Here is a 16,781-nt window from a genome sequence, read left to right as displayed (position 1 = left end):
AACCACGATGGCTGCGATGATGCCGCCCGAATGGGCGAAGCAGGACTGGCTGTGGATCGGCTTCCCGCATGACGCCGACGAATGGCCTGAAGTGCTCCCGCGCGCGCAGGAGCAGATTGCGGCTTTCGCCAGTGCGGTGGCCGAAAGCGGGCAGGAGGTGCGCCTTCTGGTTCGCGATGCGGTCAACGAAGCGCGGGCGCGTTCGCTGGTCACCGGCGGAGTGAAGCTGGAGCGACGCCGCTACGGCGACGTCTGGCTGCGCGACACCGGGCCGCTGGTGCTCGGCGACGGCAGTGCCCGACGCTTCGGGTTCAACGGCTGGGGTGGCAAGTATCTGATGGACGGAGACCAGACGATCGGTGCCGAACTCGCGCGCGATGCCGGCCTGCCGGTCACGACTTGCGACTGGATCCTTGAGGGCGGCGCGATCGACGGAGACGGTACGGGGCTCGTCGCGACGACCGAGCAGTGCCTGCTCAATCCCAACCGCAACCCGCAACTGTCGCGCGAGGAGATCGAGGCGCGGCTGAAATCAAACCTCGGCTTCGACCGAGTGTTGTGGCTCGGCGAAGGCCTGATCAACGACCACACCGACGGCCATGTCGACAACCTCGCCCGCTTCGTGGCGCCAAACACGCTGTGCCTGCCGAGAGCGACGGGCAGCGATGACCCGAATGCCGCGATCTATGCCGACGCCAGGCAGCGGGCCGAGGAGGCGGGCGTGATCGCGAAGGAAATTCCCTCGCCCGGCCTCATCACCAGCGGCGACCGGATCGAACCCGCCAGCTATGCCAATTTTGCGATCACGAGCCATCTCGTGGTGGTGCCGACCTTTGGCAGCCCGCACGACGGAGACGGCGTGGCAGCAATCGCGGAGCTGTTTCCGGACCGGGCGACCATCGGTCTGCCAGGGGACGCAGTGCTGGCTGGAGGCGGCGGATTCCATTGCGCCAGCCAACAAATGCCGTCAGTCTGATTTGTGCGGGAACCGACGCGTTAACTTTTCGTTAGCATAATCGGTCGAGAATGGGTCCATGGCCCAGGCAATCGCCCTCGCTCGCACCCATTTCGCTCCCGCTCGCCTGGCGGAAGAAATGGCACGTGTTGCGATCGTGTGCGGTTCGGCCCTCGCGCTGGTGGCTGCAGGACCTTTCCTGCCGCTCTAGCCCGCTGGAATACAAATACCCTAGTTCAAGCCGTTCCCTGTCATGAGGGGACGGCTTTTTTCTTGGGCACGTCAGATAAGCTTGAGAAGCGCCGCGAACGACGCGGCACCCAGTACAACGGCCGCGAAAATGCGCCAGGCCCGGTCGCTGATCTTGCCGAGTGCGCGACGTCCCAGTGCATTGCCGACCAGAACAACCGGAAACAGCGCCAGAGCGAGCAGCAGCAGGCGCCAGTGCATCGTGCCCAAGGCTACGCCGGAAGCGATGCCTGCGCTCGATGCGGCAGTGAAAACCAGCACCATCGACGCCTTGGCGACTTCGCGCGGGATGGCTCGGCCGACGTAATAGGGCACCACCGGCGGGCCGGGCATTCCTGCAAAGCCGGTCAGCAATCCGCTCGCGACGCCGGTCAGCAGCGTGTTTATCCTGCCCGGCATCTCCGGTGCCCGCGGAGGTAGAAGAACCGCGATGAATGCGGAAAGCGCGACCAGCGCGATGAGGAAACGTGCAACAGGCGCAGGCGTGATCGCGAGCACTGCCATGCCCGGAGCCGTGGTCAGGATCACGATACCCGCAATGTGGAACGCCGACTTCTCTGCCGTCCTGATGAGGTGGCGGATTTCGGTGAGACCGATGGTCAGGCCAAGCACATTGGCGATCAGAACCGCCTCGACCGGCTTCAGCGCCAGCGCGAGGACCGGTACCAGCAGGATGGCCAGCCCGAAGCCCGCGAGGCCGCGCACATAGGCGGAGGCGAAGGTTGCGACGAGTGCAATCCCCACCTGCCACAATGCGAAGCCCGCGATTTCCACCTGCCGCTACGCCGCGTGTCAGCGCAGGTCGGGCGGGGTCGCCTCGGCCTTGAGCATGGCGATCGCCTCGTCGAGGCTCATCACCTTCTGGTGCTGTTCGCCGAGCGTGCGGACCGCGACCGTGCCCTCCTCTGCCTCGCGCATGCCGACGACCAGCATGTGCGGGACCTTGGCGAGCGAATGTTCGCGAACCTTGTAGTTGATCTTCTCGTTGCGCAGGTCGGCGGCGACGCGGATACCCGCCGCTTCGAGCTTGGCCTCGACCTCCTTCGCGTAGCCGTCCGCGTCCGAGACGATCGTCGCCACCACAGCCTGCGTCGGAGCGAGCCAGGTCGGCAGGCGACCGGCGAAATGCTCGATCAGGATGCCTATGAAGCGCTCATAAGAGCCGAAAATCGCCCTGTGCAGCATCACCGGACGGTGGCGTTCACCGTCCTCGCCGATGTAACTCGCATCGAGACGCTCGGGCAGGACGCGGTCCGACTGGATCGTGCCGACCTGCCAGGTACGGCCGATGGCATCGGTCAGGTGCCATTCGAGCTTCGGCGCATAGAAAGCGCCTTCGCCCGGCAGTTCCTCCCAGCCGTATTCCTCGGTCGCGAGGCCGGCGTCGATCACTGCTTGCCGCAGTTCGTTCTCGGCCTTGTCCCAGTCCTCGTCCGAACCGAAACGCTGTTCGGGGCGCAGGGCAAGCTTCACCGCGTAGGTGAAACCGAAGTCCTTGTAGACCTTGTCGGCCAGTTCACAGAAGTTGCGTACCTCTTCGACGATCTGGTCCTCGCGGCAGAATATGTGGCCGTCGTCCTGCGTGAACTGGCGCACGCGCATGAGGCCGTGAAGCGCTCCATGTGGTTCGTTGCGGTGGCAGCAGCCATTCTCGACAAGGCGCAGCGGCAGGTCGCGGTAGGACTTGATGCCCTGCTTGAAGATGAGGACGTGCGCGGGGCAGTTCATTGGCTTCAGCGCCATCCATTCGGCGGCGTCGGAGACGATCGGACCTTCGTCCTCGGTGTTGGGCACCTCGTCGGGGATGACGAACATGTTCTCGCGATACTTGCCCCAGTGGCCGGACTTCTCCCACTGGCGCGCGTCCATCACCTGCGGCGTCTTGACCTCGCGACAATCGGCGCCCTGCACCGCACGGCGGATATAGTCCTCCAGCATGCGGTAGATGACGTAGCCTTGCGGGTGCCAGAAGACCGAGCCGTGCGCCTCTTCCTGCAAATGGAACAGGTTCATCTCGCGGCCCAGCTTGCGGTGGTCGCGCTTGGCGGCCTCTTCCAGTCGGTGGAGGTGGGCGTCGAGCTGCTTCTTGTTGAGCCAGCCCGTACCGTAGATGCGCGTCAGCTGCGGGTTGCGCTGGTCGCCGCGCCAATAGGCACCGGCGACGCGCATCAGCTTGAAGGCCTGCGGGTCGAGCTTGCCCGTGCTCGCGAGGTGCGGCCCGCGGCACATGTCGAGCCAGTCGTCGCCCGAGCGGTAGACCGTCAGTTCCTCGCCCTCGGGCAGTTCGCGCGCCCACTCGGCCTTGAAGACCTCGCCGTCGGCTTCCCACTTGTCGATGAGCTGCTGGCGGCTCCAGACCTCGCGCGTCAGCGGCTTGTCGGCGCGGATGATCTCGCGCATCTTTTCCTCGATCGCGGGCAAATCATCCATGCCGAACGGCTCGCGGCCCTCGGGCGCCTTCACGTCGTAATAGAAGCCGTCGTCGGTCGCCGGACCGAAGGTGATCTGCGTTCCGGGCCACAGCGCCTGCACTGCTTCGGCGAGGACATGGGCGAAGTCGTGACGCGCCAGTTCAAGCGCGTCTTCCTCGTCACGGCTGGTGACGAGCGCGAGTTCGGCATCGCCTTCAAAGGGGCGGTTGATGTCGCGCAGTTCGCCGTCCACGCGCGCCGCGATGGCCGCCTTGGCGAGGCCCGGCCCGATGGCCGCGGCGACGTCCGCGGGCGTGCTGCCGCGTTCCATTTCGCGCACCGAACCGTCGGGCAGGCTGATCTTGAGTAGTTCCGTCATGTTACTCGTCGTCCGTTTGCTTGGCGCGAAGCCTAGACCCTCGCCCGTTGCCGCGCGCCATGGCACAAGGGAGCGCGCGCTTGAAGCGGCGTTTGCGAGAAAATCAGGTTTCGGGAGGAAACGCCCACCGCCCGAAACCGGGCGGCGGCGGTTCGCTTAGCGCGCGACCGACCGCCCCCGGGTGACCGGGGTAGTGGTGGTAGTGGTAGTGATGCGCTCTTGCGTCATGCGGGGCGAGATAGCGCGCGCGGGTTAATTTCTCAACCCACGTCGAGCACGCGGGTGCCGTGCGGGCTCGATATCCGCTTTGTCGCGTTGACCCCTGCGCCCCGTTCCTTGACGCTCGAGACGAAGCGGTATTCGCTCGTCGCGGAATCGGGCGTGAGTTCGACCGCCATGTAGCCGCGGCGCGAGGAATCCATCCAGCGCAGCTGCTTGTTGCGTTCCACCGTCGCACTCTCGACCGTGTCCGCCTTGAGGAACGGCAGGTAGCTCTCGAAACCCGGAGAGGTCACCGAATGGCCGCCGAATTCGACGCCCACCGGTTCCCCGTCGAGGTCGAGGTCGAAGGCCCAGGCATTGTGCGTGTCGCCGGCGAGACTGACGAGATTGGCATTGGCGTTGAGCGCCGCTGCCAACACCTTCTCCCGCGCCATCGGATAACCGTCCCATGCGTCCATGTTGAGCGGGAGGCCCGCCTCGGAAGCGAGCGCGCCCGAAAGGATGCGCTGGCGGATATAGCCGGGCAGGTCGTCGGGCAGGGCATCGATGAGGCTGGTCGCAGTCGCCACGCTGCCCATCAGCACCTGCTGCACCAGCACCTGCCAGCGCTTGCCCGCCCCTGCCGACTGTCGCATTCCGTCGGCGAGCCAGCCCTGCTGAGCCATTCCGAGCAGTTCGCGCGAGGGATCGCGCCAGGCACCGTCCTTGAACGCCGACAGCGCGGCCATCGCTTCCTCGGGCTTGGTCGTTCCGGCCAGGATTTTGCCATAGGAGAATTGTTCGGCCCGTGCGGTCAGGCGCGTTTCGAGGCGGAACAGCGTCGCCAGGTCGCCGATCTCGTAGCTCGCCCAGGATTCGTCCGACACCGGCATCCATTCGCGATAGGCCTTGATGGCGGCGGCCTTGCGCACGCTCCATTCGCCTTCGCTGGCGGGCTGGTGGTTTTCCGCGCCGCCTTCCCATGAATCGTTGGCAGTCTCGTGATCGTCCCAAACGCTGATCAGCGGATAGACCTGATGCAGGCGGCGCAGGTCCGGATCGCTGCGATAGGCGGCAAAGCGCGCGCGGTAATCGGCAAGGTGGACGAGCTCCTGCGGCGGCCACACCGTGCGACCCGGCGCGACCTCGTTCGCCGAGGGATAGGTGCCGGGGGCGTATTCGTAGAAATAGTCGCCGAGGTGGAAAGCGCAGTCGAACTCGTTGGCAGCTGCCGCATGGGCATAAGCGTTGAACCAGCCGAAGCCGATGTTCGAGCAGGAGAACACCGCCATCCTGAATTTCTCGGTCGGGCCCTCGGGCAGCGTCTTGGTGCGGCCGATATCGGACATCGAGCCATCGGGCGCGACGAAGCGGTAATAGTACCATGTTCCTGCGCGCAAGCCGTCGGCCCAGGCCTTGGCACACCAGTCGTTTTCCGGCTGGGCGATCGCGCTGCCGCCGGAAACGGGAGTGGCGAAATCGAGCGTTTCGGAGAGCTGGAACTCCAGCGCAGTCGACTGGTCGCCGACGAAGCGCGTCCACAGCAGCACCTTGTCGACCCCGGGTTCGCCACTGGCGACACCGTGGCTGAAGCCCCGGCTTGCCGCGTGGAGGGTGCCTTGGAGACCTACCAGGCCGATGCCGAAGGCGCCCGCCTTGAACAGGGTACGGCGATCGAGTGCGGCCAGGGGTGCAGACTGCGGCGGTTCGGTGGCGATCATGGGGTCTCCTCTCTCCGTCCACTGCCTTCTCGCGATGACCGCCCGATGACAAGAACAATCCATTGGTTGGAAAGGTTCATGGTCATAATGACAAGGAACATTGACATCATCACGAATCTATGTAAAACAACCTTTACACCATAGAAAGGGAACTTGACCAATGAACCGGTTGATCCTCGTCTGCGCCATCGCAGTCAGCATGATCTTCGTCGCCTTCGGAGTCTCACAGGGCACCGTCAGCGGCGACTCGGGCGATGCGATGCTCGTCCTCCTCCCCGGCATCGCGCTGGCAATCCTCAAGCCCGGAAAGGGCTGCGCCTTGCGGGGTTGCAAGGGATGACCGGGGAAGAGGAGACAGGCTTGCCTCGCTTCCAGAAGCTCGGGATCTCCGCAGTCGCGACAGGTCTCGCGATACTGGCGCTGCGGGCCAGTGGGGCCATCGACCCCGCGACCGCCCGGGTGCTCGGCATCGTTCCGCTTGGCCTGCTAGTCATCGGCCTCGTGATGAAACTCCGCAGCGCGAAGTCCTCCAAGCGTCACCCGGCCTACAATGCCTATATGCGGCGCATGGGAGTGGCGGCCGCAGCCTATATTTCGGCAATCCTGCTGGCCGTGGGACTGCTCCCCGACGATGCTCCGCCGACGCTCGCCCCGATCACGGTTGCGCTCGTTCCCGGCGCGGCGGTGCTGGCGATGATCTGGGCATTGGGCAGGCTGCTGGTCGAACTCGACGACGAGTATTTGCGCCTCCTCGAAGTCCGCAAGTTCATCGTCGCCACGGGCTTCCTGCTTGCCGTGGCGAGTGTGTGGGGCATGCTCGAACTGCTCACGCAAGTCCCGCGCTTGCCGATCTTCTACGTTTTCCCGATCTGGTGCCTCGGCCTGGTGGCGGGGACGATCTACAACCGCTTCACGATGGACGGCGACGGGGGCTGCGCATGAAGAACCGCCTCAAGGTGCTCCGGGCCGAACGCAACTGGAGCCAGCAGGATCTTGCCGACCGGCTCGAGGTCAGCCGCCAGAGCGTCAATGCCATCGAGACCGGTCGCTACGACCCCTCGCTACCGCTCGCCTTCCGCATCGCCGATGTATTCGGCCTCGCCATCGAAGAAATTTTCATTCGCGAACAATAATCGCGGCACGATTGACAAAACCCCCGAGTTCCCGAAGCTGTATTGCAGGGTTCGAGGGGGTTTTTACATGCAGGAATCTGGCGATTACGAGGAGGCGCAGAGCGCCTTCGTCTTCGAGGGCAACTGGCGCGAGTTTGCGCCCATTGCATTGACCAACCTGCTCCTGACCATTGTCACGCTGGGGATCTATCGTTTCTGGGCGACCGCGCGGGAGCGTCGCTACCTGTGGTCGCGCAGCCGCTTCGTCGATGAGAACCTTGAATGGGCGGGCACGGGAATGGAGCTGTTCCTCGGCTTCCTCATTGTGCTCGCGCTGTTCGGCGTCCCTTATTTCATCGTCAGCTTCGGCGCGCAGGCGCTGATCGCGCGCGGATACGAGATCGCAGGCCTCCTGCTCCTGTTCGGGTCGATGATCGCGATCTTCTACCTCATCGGCGTCGCCCGATTCCGCGGCCTGCGTTACCGCCTTTCGCGCACGCGCTGGCGCGGCATCCGTGGCGGCAGCGACGACAACGGCATGTTCTACGGCCTCTCTTACATGTGGAAGACCATGGCGGGCTGGATCCCGGCAGGACTCCTCATCCCATGGTCGATGACCAGCCTGTGGAACGAGCGCTGGAACAGGATGAGCTTCGGCCCCTACGAATTCGAAGCGGATTCGGAAGCCGGCAATGTCTTCGGCCGCTTCCTGCTGTTCTACCTTGCGCCCTTCGTGCTGTTCGTCGGCGGCGTCGCCATGGCAGGCATGGGCATGCTCGCGGGCTATGGCGTGGGGGGCGAGGACGGAATGGCCGTCGGCGGAGTGCTGGGCATCATTGGCCTTGCCCTGTTCTTCTACCTCGGCCTCGGCCTGATCGCCGTCGCCTTCTATGCGAAATACTACCGTGAGGTTGTGGGATCGACGCGCTGGCGGAATCTGCAATTCAGCTTCGAGGCTTCGACCATGGACTGGGTCAAATTGCTCGTCGGCGATGCGTTGCTGGTTGTATTCACCTTCGGCCTGGGATTCGTCTTCCTCACCTATCGCCACTGGAAGTTCTTCATGACCCACATGGAGGCGGGCGGCGAGATTCTGCTCGACGAACTGACCCAGTCGACGACCGCGACGTCAAGGCATGGCGAGGGTCTGCTCGACGCCTTCGACATGGGGGCCATCTGATCCCATGGAAGACAGCTTTCGCAGCGCAGCAGAATGGTATGACGGCACCAACGCGCTGCGCCACGAAGGTCATCTCGAATGGGACGGGCGCGGGGGCTTCGTGGTCGATGGATCGACGTCGCGCATGGAGTTCGCGGCGGCCGACCTGCACTTCCTCGAAGCCCGACCCGGCCGCATTCTCTACCGCCGCGAGAGTGCGCCCGATTTCCGCCTGATCCTGCCTGCAGACCTCCCACCCGGACTTGCCGCGCACCTGCCCGCGAAAAGCGAATACGGGGCCTGGGTCGACCGGCTCGGCATCGGCCGCGCAGTCGCCATCTTCGCCGTAGCGAGCGCCGCCGCGGTGGCCCTGTTCATGACCGCGCCCGACTGGCTCGGCCCGCGTATCCCTGACAGCTGGGAGCGCAATCTGGGACAGGCCATGATCGGCGATTTCGGTGGTCGCATCTGCCACACGCCGCAGGGTGACGCCGCATTGAAGAAACTCCTCGACGCAGTCGATCCGGCAGCGACGCAGGTCAACGCCGGAGTGGCGAACATCGGCATGGTCAACGCCGTCGCCCTGCCGGGCGGACAGGTGCTGCTGTTCGACGGCATCGTCCAGCAGGCCGAAAGCCCTGAAGAGCTCGCCGGCGTACTCGGGCACGAGGTCGGCCACGTGCGCGAGCGCCACGTCATGACCGCGCTGATGCGCCAGTTCGGCTTATCGGTCCTCCTCGCCGGAGCCAATACAGGCGTGGGTGACACCATGGCAGGGGTCGCTTCGATGGGATACAGCCGCGAGGCCGAGCGCGAGGCCGACCAGTATGCCCGCGCACGTCTGGCGGAAAGCGACATCTCGCCTCTCGGAGCCGCAGACTTCTTCGAACGTGTCGCCGAGGAAAGCGGCGAGGGCAAGGACCAGAACGCCGTGGTCGGCTGGCTGGCGAGCCACCCTGCAGCAGGCGAACGGGCCCGCGAGTTCAAGGCCGCAGCAAAGAAGGGCAAGACCTATCACCCTGTCCTGACCGGGGCCGAGTTCGAAGCACTCAAGTCGATGTGCAAGGACGATCCCGAGGTGGAGGAATTCGAGCTCTTCTGACACCGGCCTTGCAAAGGCAGGCGTCAGGCTCGACAGGACACCGTCATGAGCGAAGTGCAATTCCACGAGCTTCCCGAAGGGCGCCGGATCGCTTTCCGTCACACGCCGGGTTCGGGCCCCACGCTGGTCTTCCTGCCCGGCTACATGTCCGACATGGCCGGGGGGAAGGCGACCGCGCTGTTCGACTGGGCACAGGCGAACGGGAATGCATGCCTGCTCCTCGACTACTCGGGCTGCGGGGTCAGCGACGGCGATTTCGCCGACGGCACGCTGTCGCGCTGGCGCGACGAGGTGCTCGCGCTGGTCGAGGCGAGCACGACTGGCCCGATCATCGTTATCGGCTCGTCCATGGGCGGATGGCTGATGCTGCTCGTCGGGCAGGCGCTGGGCGATCGCCTCGCCGGCCTCGTCGGCATTGCCTCGGCGCCAGATTTCACCGAATGGGGCCGCAGCGCGAGCGACAAGGCCAGGCTCGCGGCGGGTGAGCCGGTCTACGACGATAACCCCTACGGACCCGAGCCCACGCCCATGCATCCCGGTTTCTTCGCCGACGGGCAGGCGCAGCTGCAACTGGGCAGCATTATCCCCATCGACGCGCCCTGCCACCTGATCCACGGCCAACGCGATGCGGACGTGCCGTGGGACATTTCCATGCAACTGGCGCGCGCCCTGCGTTCGGAAGCCGTACAGGTGACGTTGGTAAAGGATGGCGACCACCGGCTTTCGCGGGAACAGGACATCACCCTGCTCTTGCGCACGGTCGCGGCCCTTTTGGAGACAGTTTCTTGATCGCCGGCATCCTTTCGCTCGTCCTGCTGCAGGTCGGCCCCAATCCCACCCTCGATGCGTTTCCGGGCACTCCGCCAGAACTGCGCGATCGCAAGACCGTACCCGCGCCCGCAGTGACTGTCAGCCTGCCTGAAGAGAGCCAGAAGCAGTTCGCCGACTGCCTCGCGAGCGCGCAAAGCGATCCCGAGGCCGCGCTCGACATCGCCAATGCCTGGCGCATGTCCGCCAAGAACGACCTCGACCTCGTCCGCTCGGCACATTGCCTCGGGATCGCGCTCGTGCGCCTCGAGCGGTTCGACGAGGCCCGCCAGATCTTCGAGGTCGCCAGCGCCGAGGCTGCCGACAGGTTTGCTGCCTATAGTGCGCGCCTCAAGGCGATGGCAGGCAATGCCGCCCTTTCCGAAGGCAAGCCTGCGGTTGCCGAGCCCCTTTTCGCCAGCGCGATCGAGGCGGCGCTTGCCATCAAGAACGCTGAACTGGCTTCGGACCTGTACGTCGATCGCGCCACTTCGCTTGGTGCGAGCGAGCGGATGGATGAAGCGGTCGAAGCCTTGAGGCTGGCGCGGGAAAGCAATCCCGCAAATACTCGCGCGTGGCTGGTGTCGGCGCTGCTGGATCGGCGTCTTGAACGCCTTGATGATGCGCAAAAAATGATCGAGGAGGCCGCCAAGCTCGACCCGCGAAATCCCGCCATCGGTCTTGAGGCGGGGATCATCGCCGCCCTCGCCGGGCGGCGTGAGGATGCGCGCCGCAGTTTCGAATCGGTATTGATCGTTGCACCCGACAGCGAATTGGCCAATCGTGCTACGGCCTATCTGGAGCAGCTGAAACAGTGACCGAATTTTCCGTCCTCGACCTCGTCCCGGTCCGCGAAGGCGGCACGGTGGGCGAGGCGCTGGACGCGGCGGTATCGTTGGCAAGGGCAGCCGAGAACGCGGGCTGCAAGCGCTTCTGGGTGGCCGAACACCATGCGATGGAAGGTATCGCCGGCGGCGCGACATCGGTCGTGCTGGCGCATATCGGCAATGCCACCAGCTCCATCCGCATCGGGTCCGGCGGCATCATGCTGCCCAACCACACGCCGTTCCAGATTGCCGAGCAGTTCGGAACGCTCGATGCGCTGTTTCCGGGTCGCGTGGACCTCGGCCTTGGGCGGGCACCCGGTGCCGGACCCGAACTCCAGCGCGCGCTGCGGAAAGACCTCCATCGCGCGGCGGAGATGTTCCCGCAGGACGTCGTCGAACTTATGGCGCTGATGCGTGGCGAAACCACCATCCATCCCACTCCCGGCCTCGGCGCGAATCCGGAATTCTGGATGCTCGGGTCGAGCCTTTTCGGCGCGCAGCTGGCAGCGCAACTGGGCCTGCCCTATGCCTTCGCCAGCCATTTCGCACCGGACCATCTCGATGCCGCGCTCGAATTGTACCGGCGACAGTTCCGGCCGTCGGATGCCTGTCCCGAACCGCACGTCATGGCCGCCATGAACCTTTTCGTTGCTGACACTGCGGAAGAGGCCGAGCTTCTCGCCAGCTCGCAATTGCAGAGCTTCGTCGCCCTGCGCACCGGTCGCCCGGGCAAGCTGCCGCCGCCAGTCGCCGGATATCGCGAGAGCCTCCCCGCAAACGCGCAGGCCATGCTCGCCCATATCGGCCAGGCGAGCGTCATCGGCACTGCGGAGACGGCGCGCGAGTTGGTTGCTGCCTTCATCACGCGAACCCAGGCTGACGAGATCATTTTCGGGGGCAGCACCTTCGATCCTGCCGCACGCATCCGCTCGCTCGAACTGGCGATGGGCGCTCTACAAAGCTGAGAAGCCGTAGCGTCGCGTTCCGTGCTCGCAGAACGTGCATACGATTGCGCCTTGCCGTGCACGTCACCTTGCGGACCTGAGGCAAGAGGCCTAGGCGCGCCATCAGACCTCGCTGCCGCACGACTCGGAAGTTACGCGGTTGCGAAATGATCGTACGCCGAGAGACGAGAGGCCCCCGATGGGTTCGATGAGTGCCGAAAAGGCCAAGACGGGCAAGATTTCCAGGAAATTGCTGGCGGATATTACCGAGCGGATGCGGCAATCGCTGCTACGCGGCGACACGCCTTTCGAGAAGGCCAAGCTGGGCGATGCCGCCGGCTTCCTTTCGGCAACCGCCTGGCAGCGTGAGTTCGGCAAGTCAGCAATGACGGTCGAAAGCGCGACCGAGGACCGCCGCTTTACCCGCATCGCCATCGTCAACGATGACATGCCCTTCCTCGTCGACTCGGTCGCAGCGGCGATTGCCGCCATGGGGCTGTCGATCGACCGGCTGGTCCACCCGGTCGTCCCGGTCGAGCGCAAGAAGGACTTCACGCTCGCCAGGATTCCCGAGGGAGATCCCGAGGATGCCGACTGGGAATCGATGATCTACATCGAGACCGCCCGCGTCGATGCGAAGACCCGCCGCCTGCTCGAACAGACCCTGCGCGAAACGCTGGCCGACGTACGCGCTGCAGTGAACGACTGGCCCAAGCTGCAGAAGGCCATGGCAACCGATGCCAAGCGCATCGCCGACCTCGACAGCGAGGGAGCAGCCCTTCTCGAATGGCTGAATTCGGGCATGCTGACCCAGCTTGGCCACCTCGTCCGCCATCGCACGGGCGAGCAGGATCATGCTCTGGGCATTTGCCGCAAGAGCGCGGCGGACCTGCTTGCCGACGCCTCCTACGATCGCGCTTTCGCCTGGTTCGAGAACAAGGCGAACACGCGCGTGCCGCTGGTCATCAAGGCCAACCGCCTCAGCCACGTGCACCGCCGCGTACCGCTCGACCTCTTCCTCGTGCCGATCCGCGAGGGCGGCAAGCTCACTGCGCTGTCGATCCATGCCGGCGTGTGGACCAGTGCGGCGCTGGCGACCTCGCCGCGCAGCGTTCCGCGCCTGCGCCAGCAGCTTGAACAGCTGCACGACCGCTATGGCTTCGATGACACCGGCCATGCCGGCAAGGCGCTGGTGCACGCGCTGACCGCACTTCCGCACGACCTGCTCATCGGTTTCCAGGAAGAAGACGTCGAGCGTGTCGCGACCACCATGATGAGCCTGGTCGACCGGCCGCGCCCGCGCCTTGCGTTGGTCGAAGCGCCGCTCGCCCGCCACCTCTTCGCCTTCGTCTGGCTGCCGCGCGACATGCTCGCAACGCAGGTTCGCCTCGAAATCCAGGCCCTGCTCGAGGACGGTGCCTCGGCACGCCTGCTCGATTGGAGTCTCGAGGTCGAGGGCGGCAACCTTGCCATGCTGCGTTTCGTGCTCGACATCCGCGATGGCGCGGGCGTCCCCGACGAGCATGTGCTCGAGGAAAAGCTCCAGACCCTGCTGCGCGGTTGGAGCGAAGCGGTCGAAGCCGAACTCGCCCAGTTCGAGGAGCCCTCGCGTGCGGCTGCCCTCGCCCTGCGCTTTGCCGACAGTTTCCCGACTGCGTTTCGCGGCCGTTTCGGCGTGCGCGAGGCAGCACTCGACATTTCCCGCCTCCACCATCTCGGCGCCAGCCTCGAGAGCGAGGAAGTCGTGCGCGGCGCACGCATGTATTTCTGTGACCGCGAGACCGTGGGCTGCTTGCGCCTCAAGCTCTATCAGTCCGAAGGCAGCCTGCCGCTGTCCGAGGGCGTCCCTGCGCTCGAGAACTTCGGTTTTCACGTGCAATCGGAAATGCCGACCGTGCTCGACGACGGGCGCCTCGGCACGATCCACGATTTCAAGCTGCAGTCGAAGGACAGCAGCGATCCCAGGGACCTCATCGAACGCGATGCAGCGATCGAGGAAGCCATCTCTGCGGTGCTCAATGGCGAGGCCGAGAACGACCCGTTCAACCGCCTCGTGCCTGAAGCCGGACTGTCTGCGCGGGAGGCCAACTGGCTGCGCGCCTTCTACCGCTACCTGCGCCAGGCCGGGACCAGCTTCACGATCTATACCGTCGTCGATGCCCTGGCTGCCGCGCCAGATGTGACGCGCGCACTCGTCGCGCTCTTCACCGCGCGCCACGATCCCGCATTCGGCAAGGGACGCGAGGCCGCGATCGAGGAAGCGCGCGCCGCGATCAAGCGCGGGCTGGGCAAGGTCAAGGCGATCAACGACGATCGACTGCTGCGCCTCTACAATGCGCTTATCGACGCGATCCTGCGCACCAACGCGTTTGCCCCGGCGTCGCACGAAGCGCTGGCCTTCAAGATCGATTCCGCACTCGTTCCCGGCCTGCCCAAGCCCGTTCCCTGGCGCGAGATCTGGGTCTATTCGCGCCGCGTCGAGGGCATCCACCTGCGCTCCGGCCCGGTCGCCCGCGGCGGCCTGCGCTGGTCCGACCGGCGCGACGACTTCCGCACAGAGATCCTCGGCCTGATGAAAGCCCAGCGGGTCAAGAACGCGGTTATCGTGCCCACAGGGGCCAAGGGCGGCTTCTATCCCAAGCAGCTGCCGAGCCCGGTCACCGACCGCGAGGGTTGGGCCGCCGAAGGCCGGGCCAGCTACGAGATCTTCATTCGCACGCTGCTCTCGGTCACCGACAACATCGTCAACGACAAGGTCGTCCACCCGCAGGACGTCGTGATCACGGACGGTGATGACCCCTATTTCGTGGTCGCCGCCGACAAGGGCACCGCGACCTTCTCCGACATCGCCAACGGCATTGCTGAAGCCCGTGATTTCTGGCTCGACGATGCCTTCGCCAGCGGCGGCTCAAAGGGTTACGACCACAAGGCGATGGGCATCACCGCCAAGGGTGCCTGGGTCAGCGTCCAGCGCCACTTCCTGGAAATGGGCGTCGACGTGCAGACCGAGAGCGTCGAGGTCGTCGGCTGCGGCGACATGTCGGGCGACGTGTTCGGCAACGGCATGCTGCTGTCGAAGGCGATCAAGCTGGTCGCCGCCTACGACCACCGCCACATCTTCCTCGACCCCGATCCCGATCCGGCCGTCAGCTGGAAGGAGCGGAAGCGCATGTTCGCCCTGACGCGCTCGAGCTGGGAGGACTACAATGCCGAGCTGATCTCTCGCGGCGGCGGCGTGTTCCCGCGCGATGCGAAGTCGATCAAGCTTTCGAAGGCGATGCAAGCCAAGCTCGGTATCGCGCAGGACGAGATGGAGCCGGAAGCGCTCATCTCGGCCATCCTCAAGGCACCGGTCGACTTGATCTGGTTCGGCGGGATCGGCACCTATGTGAAAGCCAGCCACGAGAACAACGTGGCCGTGGGCGACCCTGCGAACGACGTGCTGCGCGTCGATGCGGCGGAATTGCGCGCCAAGGTCATCGGCGAAGGCGCCAACCTCGGCATCACCCAGGCCGGGCGCATCGAATTCGCGCAGAGCGGCGGCCGGATCAACACCGACTTCATCGACAATTCGGCCGGCGTCGACTGCTCGGACAACGAGGTCAACATCAAGATCGCGCTCGCCGCGGCCAAACGCTCGGGCAAGCTTTCCGAACCCAAGCGCGTCGAGCTGCTCGAAGCGATGACCGACGAAGTTGCCGCCATCGTGCTCGAAGACAACCGCCTGCAGGCGCTGGCCCTGTCCATCGCCAGCTTCGGCGGTGCACGGGCGATGAATTCGCAGCGCCACATCATCGAGACGCTGGAAGCCGGCGGCAACCTGGATCGCCGGACCGAAGGTCTTGCCGACGATCAGGTACTGCATCGCCGCGCTGCGGACGGTCAGGGTCTGACCCGCCCTGAACTCGCGGTCCTGCTGTCCTCCACCAAGCTGGTGCTTCAGGCCGCGATCGAGACGAGCGCACTGGCCGACGATGCCCTGCTCTCCGCCACATTGTTCGCGGCTTTCCCCGAACCCATGCGCGGCAAGTACAAGGCGCAAATCGCGGGTCACCGCCTGCGTCGCGAAATCATTGCCACCAAGCTCGCCAACCGCATGGTCAACCGCCTCGGCGTGATCCACCCGTTCGAGCTAGCGGAAGAAGAAGGCGTCGAACTTGCCGAAGTCGCTGCGGCATTCGTCGCGACCGAGAGCCTGTTCGATCTCCAGGACCTGTGGGCAGCAATCGACAGCGCCGCCATGCCCGAGAAGGCACGCCTGATGCTGTTCGACCGCTTGGCGGCGGCCGTCGGAAACCTCATGTCCGACGTGCTGCGCAGCGCGGCCGGCAAGGTCGTCCCCAGCGCGCTGGTTCATGATCTCGGCAAGGGTGTCCGTTTCCTTTCGCAGGCGACCGAGGACCTGCTCTCGAGCGAATCGCGCACCCAATCGTCGCGCCTGCTTGCCCAGTTGGTCGAGGCCGGAGCGCCGGAGAAACTGGCCGCGCGTGTGACGCACCTTTACGATCTCGACGGTTCGGTTGGCCTCGCGCGCCTTTCGAGCGAGACGGGCATCGAGCCAGGCAACCTCACCCGTGCCTTCACCGATATCGGTCATCGCCTTGGCCTTGACTGGGCCCAGTCGACCGCAGCTCTGATGAGCCCCTCGGACGTTTGGGAACGCCTGCTGGTTTCGGGACTGGCGCGCGATTTCCAGCAGATGCGGCTAGAGCTCCTGCGGCGCCTCGCACGGCGCAAGGACGCCAAGAAGGATATGCTCGCCATGGCCGGCAAGTGGGCCGACGAGCAGGACGCGACAGTGCGCAACTTCCGCAGCATGATCGCTCGGGCTCAGGCGCAGACCCCGGTCGCTCCGGCCATGCTGGCGCAGGTCGCAAGTATGGCACGCAACCTCCTGGCGCGGTGATCCACAGG

General features: G+C 65.2%; 14 protein-coding genes. 11 read left to right on the top strand and 3 right to left on the bottom strand.

Annotation, left to right across the window (positions count from 1 at the left end; translation table 11 throughout):
• Positions 1-7: 7 nt before the first annotated feature.
• Complete coding sequence (locus IRL76_RS13435; RefSeq protein WP_200981821.1) at positions 8-976, top strand: agmatine deiminase family protein; 969 nt, start codon at positions 8-10, stop codon at positions 974-976.
• A gap of 58 nt (positions 977-1,034) precedes the next feature.
• Complete coding sequence (locus IRL76_RS14670) at positions 1,035-1,166, top strand: hypothetical protein (RefSeq protein ID WP_281388118.1); 132 nt, start codon at positions 1,035-1,037, stop codon at positions 1,164-1,166.
• Positions 1,167-1,237: 71 nt separating this feature from the next.
• Here IRL76_RS14670 and IRL76_RS13430 read toward each other — a convergent pair whose 3' ends face one another.
• The 3 genes from IRL76_RS13430 to IRL76_RS13420 form a co-directional block, all read right to left on the bottom strand.
• Positions 1,238-1,978, bottom strand: a complete 741-nt coding sequence (locus IRL76_RS13430; protein WP_200981820.1) for a TSUP family transporter — start codon at positions 1,976-1,978, stop codon at positions 1,238-1,240.
• A gap of 18 nt (positions 1,979-1,996) precedes the next feature.
• Entirely contained in the window at positions 1,997-3,994 is a 1,998-nt protein-coding gene (gene thrS, locus IRL76_RS13425; protein WP_200981819.1) for a threonine--tRNA ligase, read from the bottom strand.
• 260 nt (positions 3,995-4,254) lie between these two features.
• Positions 4,255-5,916 carry an alkaline phosphatase D family protein gene (locus IRL76_RS13420; protein WP_200981818.1) on the bottom strand — a complete coding sequence of 554 codons (1,662 nt, stop codon included), beginning with the start codon at positions 5,914-5,916 and terminating at the stop codon, positions 4,255-4,257.
• Positions 5,917-6,076: 160 nt separating this feature from the next.
• On the opposite strand from IRL76_RS13420, the gene IRL76_RS13415 reads away from it, so the two are divergent.
• From IRL76_RS13415 to IRL76_RS13375, 9 genes are all read left to right on the top strand, one after another.
• Positions 6,077-6,256 (top strand): hypothetical protein, encoded by a 180-nt coding sequence (locus tag IRL76_RS13415; RefSeq protein WP_200981817.1) that lies wholly within the window; start codon positions 6,077-6,079, stop codon positions 6,254-6,256.
• A 20-nt stretch (positions 6,257-6,276) separates the two neighbouring features.
• Entirely contained in the window at positions 6,277-6,858 is a 582-nt protein-coding gene (locus IRL76_RS13410) for a hypothetical protein (protein ID WP_246449814.1), read from the top strand.
• Positions 6,855-7,049: a helix-turn-helix transcriptional regulator gene (locus IRL76_RS13405; protein WP_200981816.1), complete on the top strand. Its 195-nt coding sequence runs from the start codon at positions 6,855-6,857 to the stop codon at positions 7,047-7,049. Before IRL76_RS13410 ends, IRL76_RS13405 begins: the two co-directional genes overlap by 4 nt.
• A gap of 67 nt (positions 7,050-7,116) precedes the next feature.
• The gene (locus IRL76_RS13400) at positions 7,117-8,208 is read left to right on the top strand and encodes a YjgN family protein (RefSeq protein ID WP_200981815.1); all 1,092 of its coding nucleotides are present in this window, start codon (positions 7,117-7,119) and stop codon (positions 8,206-8,208) included.
• A gap of 4 nt (positions 8,209-8,212) precedes the next feature.
• A complete protein-coding gene (locus IRL76_RS13395; protein ID WP_200981814.1) occupies positions 8,213-9,289 on the top strand; it encodes a M48 family metallopeptidase in 1,077 nt (358 codons plus the stop codon).
• A gap of 45 nt (positions 9,290-9,334) precedes the next feature.
• A complete protein-coding gene (locus IRL76_RS13390) occupies positions 9,335-10,078 on the top strand; it encodes an alpha/beta hydrolase (protein WP_200981813.1) in 744 nt (247 codons plus the stop codon).
• The gene (locus IRL76_RS13385; protein ID WP_200981812.1) at positions 10,075-10,914 is read left to right on the top strand and encodes a tetratricopeptide repeat protein; all 840 of its coding nucleotides are present in this window, start codon (positions 10,075-10,077) and stop codon (positions 10,912-10,914) included. The genes IRL76_RS13390 and IRL76_RS13385 overlap by 4 nt, the downstream gene beginning before the upstream one ends.
• Positions 10,911-11,888, top strand: coding sequence for an LLM class flavin-dependent oxidoreductase (locus IRL76_RS13380; RefSeq protein WP_200981811.1), 978 nt, complete (start codon positions 10,911-10,913; stop codon positions 11,886-11,888). The genes IRL76_RS13385 and IRL76_RS13380 overlap by 4 nt, the downstream gene beginning before the upstream one ends.
• Positions 11,889-12,066: 178 nt before the next feature.
• A complete protein-coding gene (locus IRL76_RS13375) occupies positions 12,067-16,773 on the top strand; it encodes an NAD-glutamate dehydrogenase domain-containing protein (protein WP_425504497.1) in 4,707 nt (1,568 codons plus the stop codon).
• Positions 16,774-16,781 lie beyond the last annotated feature (8 nt).

This window comes from Qipengyuania soli (assembly GCF_015529805.1).
Classification (GTDB): Bacteria; Pseudomonadota; Alphaproteobacteria; order Sphingomonadales; family Sphingomonadaceae; genus Qipengyuania; species Qipengyuania soli.
The sequence above is the reverse complement of the archived record's forward strand: the minus strand, read 5'-3'. Positions and strand labels throughout refer to the sequence as shown.

What these genes read in the sequence shown, in the direction of transcription:
- IRL76_RS13435 (WP_200981821.1), top strand. Translation starts at nt 8, where the DNA reads ATGGCTGCGATGATGCCGCCCGAATGGGCGAAGCAGGACTGGCTGTGG.
- IRL76_RS14670 (WP_281388118.1), top strand. Translation starts at nt 1,035, where the DNA reads ATGGCCCAGGCAATCGCCCTCGCTCGCACCCATTTCGCTCCCGCTCGC.
- thrS (WP_200981819.1), bottom strand. Translation starts at nt 3,994, where the DNA reads ATGACGGAACTACTCAAGATCAGCCTGCCCGACGGTTCGGTGCGCGAA.
- IRL76_RS13420 (WP_200981818.1), bottom strand. Translation starts at nt 5,916, where the DNA reads ATGATCGCCACCGAACCGCCGCAGTCTGCACCCCTGGCCGCACTCGAT.
- IRL76_RS13415 (WP_200981817.1), top strand. Translation starts at nt 6,077, where the DNA reads ATGAACCGGTTGATCCTCGTCTGCGCCATCGCAGTCAGCATGATCTTC.
- IRL76_RS13405 (WP_200981816.1), top strand. Translation starts at nt 6,855, where the DNA reads ATGAAGAACCGCCTCAAGGTGCTCCGGGCCGAACGCAACTGGAGCCAG.
- IRL76_RS13400 (WP_200981815.1), top strand. Translation starts at nt 7,117, where the DNA reads ATGCAGGAATCTGGCGATTACGAGGAGGCGCAGAGCGCCTTCGTCTTC.
- IRL76_RS13395 (WP_200981814.1), top strand. Translation starts at nt 8,213, where the DNA reads ATGGAAGACAGCTTTCGCAGCGCAGCAGAATGGTATGACGGCACCAAC.
- IRL76_RS13390 (WP_200981813.1), top strand. Translation starts at nt 9,335, where the DNA reads ATGAGCGAAGTGCAATTCCACGAGCTTCCCGAAGGGCGCCGGATCGCT.
- IRL76_RS13375 (WP_425504497.1), top strand. Translation starts at nt 12,067, where the DNA reads ATGGGTTCGATGAGTGCCGAAAAGGCCAAGACGGGCAAGATTTCCAGG.